Below are 12,312 nucleotides of genomic sequence, written 5' to 3'. Positions count from 1 at the left end.
CTCGTAACTCCGCCCCATGGCAACACCTCCTCCAGGAAGTGTTGCACTTCGTTTGTGAACTCAGGGGACCCATAACCCCAGGGAGAAGTTTGGCGAAGACCGGTCGCTATTGACCTATCGGTACTAGCACCTGCGCTAGGACCGATAGATCACGCGGTATGGGTCCCGGCCTTCGCCGGGACGACAACTCAATGCTTCTGTCCGTACAGCACCGGCACCGCGGAATCCACGACGACCTCCACCAGGCTCGTGCCCTCGAACGCCATCCCGCGCTTCAGCGCTTCGCCCAGCTCCGCGGCCTTGCTCACGCGCACCGCGTGACATCCCATGCCTTCGGCGATCTTCACGAAATCGATGCCCGGCAGCTCCAGCCCCGGCACGTTCCGCACCTGCATCACCTGGCTGAACGAGCGCATGGCGCCGTAGCCGGAATTGTTGATGACGACCACGGTCAGCGGCAGCTTGCGCTGCGCCGCCGTCCATAGCGCCTGGATCGAATACATCGCCGAGCCGTCGCCGATCAGGCAGACCGTGCGGCTCTTTGGCTTGCCCAGCGCCATGCCGACGGCGGCGGGCAGGGAGTAGCCGAGGCCGCCGCTCGCCATGGTGTAGAAGCTGTCCTGGCCGCGCATGGGCAGGAATTTCTGCATCGCCGGTCGATGCGAGGGCACTTCCTCGACCAGCGATGCGCCGTCAGGCATCGACTGCGACAGCGAATGCAGCAGGAATTCGACCGGCAGCGGATCGGCGGCCTGCGGCGCCGGCGGCAGCGTGCGACCTTTGGGCGTGGCGCGTTTGCTCTCAGGGAGGAGGTCAAGCAGCAGGCTCAGTGCCGGCTTCATCGTCGCGATGATGCTGGTGCCGACGGGCGTCACCGCCGCGGCATCCGGATCATCCGTGATCTGGAAGATCGTCGCGCCGCCGTCAAAGATCGCGGCATGGCCCTCGACGTGGAAGGTGAACACCGGCGCGCCGATGACGACGACGAGGTCATGCTCGCGCAGTGCGTCGGACAGCTGCGCGGGCGAGGCATGCAAAAAGCCCGCGAATTGCGGATGCCGCTCGGGGAACGAGCAGCGCGCCGAGAACGGGCTGACCCAGATGCTGGCCTTGGCCTTCTCGGCCACGCGCACCATCAGGTCGACCGCGCCGGCGCGGTCGACGCCGGGGCCGACGACGAGGGCAGGGTGCTTGGCGGAACCGAGCGCGGCAACCAGCGCCTTCATCGGGTCAAGCTCAGGCCCGATCTCGCGGCTGACCTTGCGCGCCTCGACCGGCACGGTTGCATGAGCCCAGTCGTCGATCGGGATCGACACGAAGGTCGGCCCGCACGGCGGCTGCATCGCGGTGTAATAGGCGCGCGCGATCGCGGCCGGCACGTCCTCGGGCCGCGCCGGCTCGACGCTGTATTTGACGTAAGGCCGCGGAAATTCCGACGCGCGCTCGGCATAGAGGAATGCCTGCAAGGGCAGGATCGAGCGCGCCTGCTGGCCCGCGGTGATCACCAGCGGCGTCTGGTTGCGGTGTGCAGTGTAGATGTTGCCGAGCGCATTCCCGACGCCGGCCGCCGAATGCAGATTGACGAAGCCGGCATTCCGCGTCGCTTGCGCATAGCCGTCGGCCATGCCGACCGCCGAGGCCTCTTGCAGCGCCAGCACGTAGTCGATGTCGTCGGGCCAGTCGCTCAGGAACGGTAGCTCGGTCGAACCAGGGTTGCCGAACACCCTGTCGATGCCGAAGGCGCGCAGCAGGTCGAGCGTTGCCTGCTTCACGGTGACGGACTTGCTGCCGGTCTTGCCGTTCTTCGCCATGGTTTCCGTCCCCTTCTCAATTCCTCATCCTGAGGAGCGCGTCTTCGCGCGTCTCGAAGGATGAAGGCCCGGCTGGTGGCCTCGCCCTTCGAGACGCGCGCGAAGAGCGCGCTCCTCAGGGTGAGGGTCTAGCAGCGGTGGCTCACCACACCGCCGTGCCCTTCATCGTCGGCTGCCCTTCCGCGTTCGCGGTCCACAGCTCCATGCTCTCGCCGCTGTCATTGGCGTTGACGGAGAACTCGGTGCCCTCGAACAGCGGCTGCAGCCCGCGATAGGTGAACTTCTTCGGCGCCTTGCCGCCGTGCAGCTTCGCCGCCATCTCGATGATGAGCGCGGCCTGCAACGGCCCGTGGAAGATCAGGCCCGGATAACCCTCGACCTTGGTCACGTAGTCGCGGTCGTAATGGATGCGGTGGCTGTTGAAGGTCAGCGCGGAATAGCGAAACAGCAGCACGGGATCGGAGACATGGGTCTCGCGGTGCTGGGCCTTCGGCGGTGGAGGCGGCGCCTTGGCGCCAGTGGGCGCGCTGCTCGTCATCTCGCGATAGACGATGTCCTGCCGCTCGCGGATGGCGACGCCGCGTGGACTGGAGATGCTGTGCTCGACCGAGACGAAGCACAGCGTGCCGGTCGATCCCGTCTTCACCTGCACGTCGGCAATGCGCGAGGTCCGCGTCGATTCATCGCCGACCTGCAGCGGTTGCAAGAACTCGATCTCGCCGCCGGCCCACATCCGGCGCGGCAGCGGCACCGGCGGCAGGAAGCCGCCGCGGGTCGGGTGGCCGTCGGGTCCCAGCATCGACATCGGGAACACCGGCTGCGCCAGGCACCAGTGCACCGTGAACGGCGCGGCGTCGCCGTTTTTGGGTTCGCCCACGTCCTGGAACAGCGTCGCGCGCAGGCCCATGACGAGCTGCGCGGTGACGATGTCGGTGGCCTCCGCGCTGCGGCCGATCCATTGCCGCAAGTGATCGATGTCGAGCTTCTCGGTCATGACGCCTCGCTCTGTTACTTCTTGGGATTTTCGCCGATCGCGGGCACGGCGCCATAGCTGCGCGCCTCGCCGACGATGATCGGCGCCGGCGCGGGATAGCTGACGCGGCCGTTCGGCGTGTCGACCTCGATGCGGCGCAGATGCGGATGGCTGGTGAGGTCGGCCATGGTGTTGACCTCGGCAAAGGCGATGTCGGCATCGGATAGCCGCTTGAGCAGCTCGTCGCGCGTCATCCTGCCGAAGATGTCCGCCACCGTCTTGTCGGTGAAGTCGCGGTTGCGTACCCGCTCGACCATGTTGGCGACGCGGGGATCGCTAGGCAGATCCGGCTGATCCAGCACCTTCGCGCACAGCGTCTTCCACTCCCGCTCGCTCTGGATCGAGATCAATATGTCCTTGCCGTCCTGCGAGGTGAACACGCCGTAGGGCGCGATCGAGGGATGGCGCAGGCCCATGCGCTTCGGCGGATTGCCGGCCTCTGCATTGAGCAGCGGCACGGTGCACCAGTCCGCCATCACGTCGAACATTGAGATGCGGATGTCGGCGCCTTTGCCGGTGCGCCCGCGCCCGATCAGCGCTTCCAGGATTGCCGCGTGCGCGGTCGCGCCTGTCGCAACATCCACGATCGACATGCCGACGCGCGAGGCGCCATCGGGATTGCCGGTGATCGAGGCAAGGCCGCTCTCGGCCTGGATGAGCAAGTCATAGGCCTTGCGATGGGCGTAAGGGCCTTCGTCGCCATAGCCCGTGATCGTGCACGAGATCAGCTTCGGATAGTCCTTCAAGAGCCGCTCGCGCGAAAAACCGAGCTTGTCCATTGAGCCCGGCTTGAGATTCTGAATGAGCACGTCCGCGCTCGCGATCAGTTTTTCGAGTTCGGCGCAACCTTCCTTCGTCGCGAGATCGACGATCGCCGATTGCTTGCCGCGGTTGAGCCACACAAAATAGCTGCTCTGGCCCTTGGCTGCCGCGTCATAGCCGCGGGCGAAATCGCCTTCGGGCCGCTCGATCTTGATCACCTCCGCGCCGGCATCCGCAAGGCGCGAGGAGCAGAACGGCGCCGCCACCGCCTGCTCGACCGCAATCACCCTGATCCCGTCAAGTGCTCCCATAGCGCAACCTCAGTACGAGCGCGGCATGCCGAGCACATGCTCGGCGACGAAAGACAGCACGAGGTTGGTCGAGATCGGCGCCACCTGATAGAGCCGAGTCTCGCGGAACTTGCGCTCGACGTCGTATTCCTCGGCAAAGCCAAAGCCGCCATGGGTCTGGATGCAGGCATTCGCCGCCTCCCAGGACGCGTCCGCCGCGAGCATCTTGGCCATGTTGGCCTCGGCGCCGCAGTCGAGCCCGGCCTCGTATTTGCGCGTCGCTTCCTTCACCATCAATTCGGCCGCGCGCATCGACGCGTAGGCCTTCGCGATCGGGAACTGGATGCCCTGATTCTGGCCGATGGGACGACCGAAAACGCTGCGCTCCTTGGCGTAGTTCGTCGCCTTGGCAATGAACCATTTGGCGTCGCCAATGCATTCGGCCGCGATCAGGATACGCTCGGCATTCATGCCGGAGAGGATGTAGCGAAAGCCCTTGCCTTCCTCGCCGATCAGATTCTCCGCCGGCACCTTCATGTCGGTGAAGAACACTTCGGTGGTGGCGTGGTTCATCATGGTGCGGATGGGGCGGATCTCCAGGCCATTGTTCTTGGCCTCGCGCATGTCGACGATGAAGACGGAGAGACCATCCGTGCGCTTCTTGGCCTGCTCCTTCGGCGTAGTGCGCGCCAGCAGCACCATCAGATCGGAATGCTCGGCGCGGCTGGTCCAGATCTTCTGGCCGTTGACGATATAGCTGTCGTTGCCTTCCTTGCGCGCAAAGGTCTTCAGCGAGGAGGTATCGGTGCCGCTGGTCGGCTCGGTGACGCCGAACGCCTGCAGGCGCAATTCGCCGCTCGCGATCTTCGGCAGGTATTTTGCCTTCTGCTCGGCATTGCCGTGCCGCAGCACCGTGCCCATCGTGTACATCTGGGCGTGGCAGCCGCCGCCGTTGCAGCCCGCGCGCTGGATCTCTTCCAGGATCGCCGCCGCGGCGGACAGTTTCAGCCCCGCGCCGCCATATTCCTCGGGGATCAGCACCGAGAGATAACCGGCCTCGGTCAGCGCATCGACGAAGGCCTTGGGATAGGCCATCTCGCGATCGAGCTTGCGCCAGTATTCGCCGGGAAACTGCGCACAGAGCTTGGCGACGGCTTCGCGGATGTCGGCGTGATCTTCGGTGTGGTGTTCTTCACTCATGGCGTTTCCCGTATCTAGCGGCAGTTAAGATAACGCCGGCCGATCCTCAGGCGTTGTGAAAACAACGCCCGCCCCCTATGCTCATTTGTTATAGCGTATGAAGTAGCCTTCCAGGATTGGCAAGCATGGATTTCCGGCAGCTCAGGACCTTCAGTTGCGTGGCGGAGCTCGGCAGCCTCTCCAAGGCTTCCGACACGCTGCGCGTGGCGCAGCCGGCGCTGTCCAGGCAGATCAAGCTGCTGGAACACGAGCTGCGCACCGAGCTGTTCACCCGCAACGGCCGCGGCATGGTGCTGACCGAGGCCGGGCGTCTTTTGCTCGCGCGCACCTCCGGCATCGTGCGGCAGATCGATCAGATCCGCGACGACATCCAGTCCGCCAAGGGGCCGCCGTCCGGCCAGGTCGTGCTCGGCCTGGTTCCGACCGTGAGCTGCGTGCTGTCGGCGCGCTTTGCGCGGCGCTGCGTCGAAAAGTTTCCCGGCATCTCGCTGCGCATTGTCGAGAGCTACAGCGGCCATCTGGTCGAATGGCTGCATCGCGGCGAGATGGATCTCGCCATCCTCTACGGCCGCTCGGCCGATCTGCACCTCAATGTGCAGAGCCTCGGCCGCGACAACATCGTCGCCGTCGGCCCGCGCGGCTGCGGGCTCGCGCGCAAGAAGAACGTCGACATCGGCTGGCTGCTGCGGCAACGCCTGGTGCTGCCCAGTCATTCCCACGGCCTCCGCGCGCTGATCGAGCACGCCGCCGCCCAGCGCAAGATCAAGCTCGACGTCCAGCTGGAAGCGGATTCCTTCCGCGTGCTGACCAGCCTCGTCGAGGAGGGCCTCGGCTTCGCGCTGCTGCCGCCCTCGTCGGTCCACGGCGAGGTCGCGGAGGGGCGGCTGGAAACCACCGCCGTGTCCAAGCCGATGACGCGCGAGCTCATTTTCGCTTCTCCAATCGACCGCCCGGCCTCGACGGCCTCGCTCGCCATCACCGCACTCCTGCGCGAGGAGGTCGCCGCCTGCCGCAAGGAAGGCGTGTGGGACATCAAGTTGAGTTAGATGCTGTGTCGTAGAACAGTCGCGCGCCATCTTGCCTTCGCATCTGGCGCGATCTGTCATGCCGGAATTTTATAGCTGGAGGTGCCAGTTCCTCATCCTGAGGAGCGCGCTCTTGCGCGCGTCTCGAAGGATGAAGGCCCGGCCGGTGGCCTCGCCCTTCGAGACGCCTGCTGCGCAGGCTCCTCAGGGTGAGGGGACAAAGTTGGGCGCGCCGCGCGTCCTCGTCTCAGGCCGGAATCCTCACCGGCAGTGACTCATACCCCTTGATAAAGCTCGAATAGATCCGCTTGGGCTCGCCGACCACCTCGATGCGGTCGAACCGCTTCAGCATCTCCTCCCAGACGATCCGCAACTGCAGCTCGGCGAGGCGCATGCCGACGCAGCGATGGATGCCGAAGCCGAAGGAGAGGTGGGTGCGCGGGCGCGGGCGGTCGATGATGAACTCGTTGGGGTTCTCGAACATCTCGTCGTCGCGGTTGCCCGAGACGTACCACATCACGACGCGGTCGCCCTTCTTGATGTGCTTGCCGCCGATTTCGGTATCGGCAAGCGCGGTGCGCCGCATATGCGCGAGCGGCGTCTGCCAGCGGATCACCTCGGGCACCATGGAATCGATCATTTCAGGGTTGGCGCGGAGCTTGTCGTACTGCTCCGGGTTCTCGTTCAGCGCCAGCACCGAGCCGGTCATGGTGTTGCGCGTGGTGTCGTTGCCGCCGACGATGAGCAGGATGATGTTGCCCATGAGGTTGTCGGGGTCCATGTGCCGTGTGGCGTCGTTATGGGCCATCAGCGACAAGAGGTCGTTGCGCGGCGCGGAGTTGACGCGCTCGTTCCAGAGCTTGGACATGTAGGCGTAGCATTCGTCCATCTCGCGGCGGCGTTCCTCGGCCGAGGCGACGATGCCGCTCTTGGGGAGTGCGGTGGAGACGTCGGACCAGCGCGTCAGCTTGCGCCGTTCCTCCCAGGGGAAGTCGAACAGGGTCGCCAGCATCTGCGTGGTCAATTCGATCGAGACGCGTTCGACGAAATTGAAGGTCTCGTTGCGCGGCAGATTGTCCAGCACGGTCTGCGAACGCTGGCGGATCAGCTTTGCCAGCTCGTCAAGGTGTGTCGGCGTGAACATCGGCGACACCGTCTTGCGTTGTGCCGAATGCCGGGGCTGGTCCATCGCGATGAAGCTCGGATAGTCGTAGCCTTCCGGCACGTCGCGGATCGAGATGCCGCCGAGCGTGGAGTCCGACGAGAAGATGCCGTGGTTGGTGTCGACATGCATGATGTCGTTGTATTTCACCACCGACCAGTACGGCTCGATTGGCGCGTTGGTGCAGTAATGTACCGGCTCTTCCTTGCGCAGCCGCTCGAACCATGGCCACAGCGTGTCGTCCTGGAACAACCGTGGGGCGCCCGGATGGAATTGCGACAGCGGCGTCGCATAGGCTTCCTCGCGCGCCCTGCGCATGCGTTCGGCCCTGTCCACTTTAACCGGTGCTTGGATGTTCATGGTCGTGGCTCCAGTTGGTGCTTCCTTCGCCTCTCTCCGCCCTGTCACGCCGTAGCTTCAGCGAAGGCGGATGCGGGGAGAGGGGGAGTTCTTCGTTTACGCCGCAATCTTCACCGGCAACGCCTCAAGCCCCTTCACGAAACTCGAATAGACCCGCTTGGGTTCGCCGACCACGTCAATATGGTCGAAACGCTTGAGGATCTCCTCCCAAATAATCTTGAGCTGGAGTTCAGCAAGCCTGAGGCCCACGCAGCGGTGGATGCCGAAGCCGAAGGAGAGATGCGTGCGCGGCCGCGCGCGGTCGATGATGAAATCGTAAGGTTTCTCGATCGCCTCTTCGTCCCGGTTGCCGGAGACGTACCACATCACGACCTTGTCACCTTTCTTGATCTGCTTGCCGCGGAACTCGAAGTCGGAGAGCGCGGTGCGGCGCATATGCGCCAGCGGCGTCTGCCAGCGGATCACTTCGGGGACGAAGCTGTCGAGCAAGGCAGGGTTTTCGCGCAGCTTGCGATACTGCTCCGGATGCTGGCTCAGCGCGAGAAGCGAGCCCGACATGGTGTTGCGCGTGGTGTCGTTGCCGCCGACGATCAAGAGGACGAGATTGCCGAGGAAGTTCTTGGCGTCCATGTCACGCGTCGCGGCGCCATGCGCCATCATCGACAGGAGGTCGCTCTTCGGCGGCTGTTCGATGCGCTCCTTCCAGAGGCGGGCAAAATAGCCCGCGCATTCCGTCAGCTCGGCCTGCCGCTCGTCCTCGGTGGCGACGAGGCCGTCGGGACCGGGAATGGTGGTGGCGATATCCGACCAGCGCGTCAGCTTGCGGCGGTCCTCCCAGGGGAAGTCGAACAGCACCGCGAGCATCTGCGTGGTGAGCTCGATCGAGACGCGGTCGACCCAGTCGAACATCTCGCCGCGGGGAAGATTGTCCAGGCACTCGGCCGAGCGCTTGCGGATGTTGAGCGCGAGATTGTCCAGATGCGTCGGCGTGAACATCGGCGCCACGGTCTTGCGCTGGGCGGCGTGGCGCGGCGGATCCATCGAGATGAAACTCTCGCGGCGTAGATCCGGATCGATGTCGCGGATGGTGATGCCGCCGAGCGCGGAAGCGGAGGAGAACACCGAATGGTTGGTCTCGATCTCCATGATGTCGTTGTAGCGCGTCACCGACCAGTACGGCCCGAACATCGAGTCCTTGCAGTAGTGCACGGGATCTTCCCGGCGCAGGCGATCGAAATACGGCCAGAACGTATCGGTCCTGAACAGCTCCGGATCGCCCGGATCGAACTGCTCCAGCGGCAATGTCGACGCGCGCTCGCGAAGTGCGTCGAGCTTGGACGCGCTCTCCATGGTCCCATGCATGACCGTTCTCCCTGGCATTCCTCCGCGCGTCTTTTTTGAATTCTGCGCTGCGGTATTTGATTTGCAATTACAGCCGGTTGTCTGCGCCGGAGCAAGGGAGAGTTTTGCCACATCCAACCCTTGCGAGAGGGCGGGAGCGTAGCCCGGATGGAGCGAAGCGAAATCCGGGACAGTGCCAATGGTGGCTCGAAACCCGGATTACGCTTGCGCTCCATCCGGGCTACGGGACATCCGCCAGCGTGACCTGCCGCACGCCGTTCGTCATGAAATCATGCAAGAAATCGACCTGGAATCGGGGTAAATCGAACCCGCCCATCTTGGGGATCGACCAATCTCTGATCTATAAGTTTGCCCCCGACAGGTCCGCACCCCGAGGTTGCCGCCGTGAACGACATGCAATGGGCCCCCATTGGCTCCGAACCGGTCCCGCCGCCGCTGCCGCCGACGCGCGTGGACTTCAGCGGCGACCGCTCCGAGTTCCGCAAAATGGTCACCAAGGGTGCCATGCTGGAGCTCGTCACCTTCGGCTTCTACCGGTTCTGGCTGGTCACCGACATCCGGCGTCATCTGTGGACGCATACCGCGATCGACGGCGACGCCGCCGAATATACCGGCCGCGGCAAGGAGCTCCTGGTCGGCTTCCTGTTCGCGCTCGCGATCCTGGTGCCGATTTATCTCGCCTACTTCCTCATCGGCATCGAGTTCGAGCGCTGGCAGGGGTTTGCCTCGACGCCGCTGTTCATCAGCTTCTACGCCTTCGGCCAGTTCGCGATCTTTCGCGCGCGGCGCTATCGCCTGACGCGCACGGTCTGGCGCGGCGTGCGGTTCTGGATGGACGGCTCCGGCTGGGCCTATGCGGTCCGCGCCATGGCGTGGGGCCTCCTGGTGTTCTTGACCCTCGGCCTGGCGCTGCCCTGGCGCGAGGCGTCACTCGAACGTTACAAGATGCGGCACACCCATTACGGCGATTTGCGCGGCGATTTCGAAGGCAACGGCTGGACCTTCTTCAAGCGCGGCTGGTGGCTGTGGCTGCTCAGCCCGATCGCGCTGATCATCTTTCCGCTCGCGCCGTTCTTCTATGCCGAGTTCAAGGCGCGCGAGTGGCGCTGGTGGCTGGACGGCATCCGCATCGGCGGCGTCAGCCTGTCCTCGGAATTGCCGCACAACGCGTTCTACGGCCTGTACTGGAAGGTGATCGGCTGGTGGGTGCTGCTCTCGATGATCTTCGGCGCCTATCTCGGAGGCGCCACCGCGCTCGTCGTCCAGCTGAGCGGCCTTTCGGCCGAGCAGCTGTTCGGGCCCGGCGATCCCGCCAAGAGCATCCCGATGCTGGTGATCATGGTCATCGGTTACTTCGCGGTCGCCCTTGCCATCAACATCGTGATGCGCGTCTATCTTCAGCGTGATCTCTGGGCCAAGGTGCTGGAGACCGTCGAGGTGCACAACATCGCGGCCGCTGCGGACGTGCGCGGCAGTGGCGAACTGGCCAGCGCGCTCGGCGAAGGCTTTGCCGACGGGCTCGATGTCGCGGGATTCTGAGCTGTGAGTGAGTTGTCTACCGAGGCCCCGGCGCAACCGGCCAAGCCGACCATCTTCTTCGACGGCGTATCCAGTCGCAGGCGGCACGTGACGCTGACGCTCGGCGAGACGCTCGAGATCGTCGAGGAGGGCGGAACGCCCGCGCGCTGGGCCTATGCCGATATCCGCCGCGCCGACAGTCCGGCCGGTCTGCTGCGTCTCGCCTGCACCGCTGCGCCGCCGCTGGCACGGCTCGAGATCCGCGATGCCGCGCTCGCGGCGGATGTGATCGCCCGCTGCCCCCGTCTCGACGAGCACCAGACCTCGCGCCGCGGTATCGCCAAGATCGTCGGCTGGTCGGTGGCGGCTGCCGTCTCCATCGTCTGCGTCGTGCTGTTCGGCGTGCCGCTCGCCGCCGACCGTCTCGCGCCGCTGGTGCCGAAGCCGGTCGAACGGCGCATTGGCGATGCCGCCGAAGTGCAGATGAAGACCATTTTTGGCCGCAGCGTCTGCGAGGATCCCGCGGGCAAGGCCGCCTTCACCAAGCTCGTCAACCGCCTGCGCGATGCCGCCGGCCTCGAAGACGATTCCATGACCGCGGGCGTGCTGCCGACCGCGGTGCCGAACGCGTTCGCGCTGCCCGGCGGCAAGGTGTTCGTGCTGAAGGGCTTGCTCGACAAGGCGGAAAGCCCTGACGAGATCGCGGGCATCCTCGCTCACGAGCTCGGTCATCTCAAGCATCACGACAACATGCGCGGGCTGATCTACAACGGCGGCACGTCGTTCCTGATTGGCCTGTTGTTCGGCGACGTCACCGGCTCATCCGCGGTGATCTTCGCCTCGCGTAGCGTGGTCGAGGCTTCCTATTCGCGCGAGGCCGAGACCGCTGCGGATACGTTCGCGATCGAGATCATGCACAAGCTCGGCCGCTCGCCGAAGCCTGCGGCCGAGCTGATGTTCCGCATCACCGGCAAGGAAGGCGGCTCCGGTCTGACGAATATCCTCGCCAGCCATCCGCTGACCGAGGACCGCCTCGCCCGCATGACGAAGGAAGATCGTCCTGTCAGCGGCCCTCCGCTGCTGACCGACAAGGAGTGGCACGCGCTGAAGCTGATCTGCGGCAGCGGGAAGGTTTAGCTATCGGGTCCCGTAAGCGCGATCGCCGGCATCGCCGAGGCCCGGGAGAATAAAACCGTTCTCGTCGAGGCCCTCGTCGACCGCAGCGGTCCAGATCGGCACATCAGGATGCAGCCCGCGCAGCCGCTCGAGGCCTTCGGGCGCTGCGATCAGGCAGGCGAGGCGAATGTCCCTGGCGCCGCGCTCCTTCAGGCGGTCGATGGCGGCGACGGCCGTGTTGGCGGTCGCGACCACAGGCGTCACCACGATGGCGAGGCGCTCGCCGAGGTCGGACGGCGATTTGAAGAAATATTCGACCGCGGCAAAGCTCTCCGGCTCGCGGTAGAGCCCGATATGCGCGACGCGCGCGGTCGGCACCAGGTCCATCATGCCGTCGACGAAGGTGGTGCCGGCGCGCAGCATCGGCACGAACACCAGCTTCTTGCCGGCGATCTTGGCCGAGTGCATCGTCGCCAGCGGCGTCTCGATGACGGTGTCCGCGAGCGGCAGGTCGCGCGTCACCTCGTAGCACAGGAGCATGCCGATCTCCTTGATCAGCTCGCGAAACGACTTGGTCGAGATGGATTTGTCCCGCACCAGCGTCAGCTTGTGCTGCACCAGCGGATGATCGACGATCGTGACGCCTTCCATGATCGGTTGCTCCTGAAATTCA

10 protein-coding genes are annotated in these 12,312 nt (G+C 64.9%); 3 read left to right on the top strand and 7 right to left on the bottom strand.

What is annotated here, in order from left to right:
- Positions 1-188: 188 nt before the first annotated feature.
- From mdlC to JQ603_RS37585, 4 genes are all read right to left on the bottom strand, one after another.
- A complete protein-coding gene (gene mdlC, locus JQ603_RS37600) occupies positions 189-1,811 on the bottom strand; it encodes a benzoylformate decarboxylase (RefSeq protein ID WP_212348598.1) in 1,623 nt (540 codons plus the stop codon).
- 142 nt (positions 1,812-1,953) lie between these two features.
- On the bottom strand, positions 1,954-2,805 hold the full coding sequence (locus tag JQ603_RS37595; protein WP_212348595.1) for an FAS1-like dehydratase domain-containing protein: 852 nt from the start codon (positions 2,803-2,805) through the stop codon (positions 1,954-1,956).
- A 14-nt stretch (positions 2,806-2,819) separates the two neighbouring features.
- Positions 2,820-3,917 (bottom strand): CaiB/BaiF CoA transferase family protein, encoded by a 1,098-nt coding sequence (locus JQ603_RS37590; protein ID WP_212348592.1) that lies wholly within the window; start codon positions 3,915-3,917, stop codon positions 2,820-2,822.
- Positions 3,918-3,926: 9 nt separating this feature from the next.
- Positions 3,927-5,096, bottom strand: coding sequence for an acyl-CoA dehydrogenase family protein (locus JQ603_RS37585; RefSeq protein WP_212348589.1), 1,170 nt, complete (start codon positions 5,094-5,096; stop codon positions 3,927-3,929).
- A 125-nt stretch (positions 5,097-5,221) separates the two neighbouring features.
- Here JQ603_RS37585 and JQ603_RS37580 point away from each other — a divergent pair, with 125 nt between their 5' ends.
- Positions 5,222-6,142, top strand: coding sequence for a LysR substrate-binding domain-containing protein (locus JQ603_RS37580; RefSeq protein ID WP_130362703.1), 921 nt, complete (start codon positions 5,222-5,224; stop codon positions 6,140-6,142).
- Positions 6,143-6,368: 226 nt separating this feature from the next.
- Here the strand turns inward: JQ603_RS37580 and JQ603_RS37575 are convergent, their stop codons facing one another.
- Together JQ603_RS37575 and JQ603_RS37570 are read right to left on the bottom strand one after the other, a co-directional pair.
- On the bottom strand, positions 6,369-7,643 hold the full coding sequence (locus tag JQ603_RS37575) for a cytochrome P450 (RefSeq protein WP_212348585.1): 1,275 nt from the start codon (positions 7,641-7,643) through the stop codon (positions 6,369-6,371).
- A 96-nt stretch (positions 7,644-7,739) separates the two neighbouring features.
- Positions 7,740-9,005 (bottom strand): cytochrome P450, encoded by a 1,266-nt coding sequence (locus JQ603_RS37570; protein WP_212348583.1) that lies wholly within the window; start codon positions 9,003-9,005, stop codon positions 7,740-7,742.
- A 384-nt stretch (positions 9,006-9,389) separates the two neighbouring features.
- Here JQ603_RS37570 and JQ603_RS37565 point away from each other — a divergent pair, with 384 nt between their 5' ends.
- Positions 9,390-10,544: a YjgN family protein gene (locus JQ603_RS37565; protein WP_433996675.1), complete on the top strand. Its 1,155-nt coding sequence runs from the start codon at positions 9,390-9,392 to the stop codon at positions 10,542-10,544.
- Between the two features lie 3 nt (positions 10,545-10,547).
- Positions 10,548-11,660, top strand: a complete 1,113-nt coding sequence (locus JQ603_RS37560; protein WP_212348580.1) for a M48 family metallopeptidase — start codon at positions 10,548-10,550, stop codon at positions 11,658-11,660.
- Here the strand turns inward: JQ603_RS37560 and upp are convergent, their stop codons facing one another.
- Positions 11,661-12,290: a uracil phosphoribosyltransferase gene (upp, locus tag JQ603_RS37555; RefSeq protein ID WP_212348577.1), complete on the bottom strand. Its 630-nt coding sequence runs from the start codon at positions 12,288-12,290 to the stop codon at positions 11,661-11,663.
- Between the last annotated feature and the right edge of the window lie 22 nt (positions 12,291-12,312).

The sequence above is a fragment of the Bradyrhizobium liaoningense genome, assembly GCF_018130825.1.
Taxonomy (GTDB): domain Bacteria; phylum Pseudomonadota; class Alphaproteobacteria; order Rhizobiales; family Xanthobacteraceae; genus Bradyrhizobium; species Bradyrhizobium liaoningense_B.
Note: the sequence above shows the minus strand (reverse complement) of the source record. Positions and strands in the feature narration are given on the sequence as shown.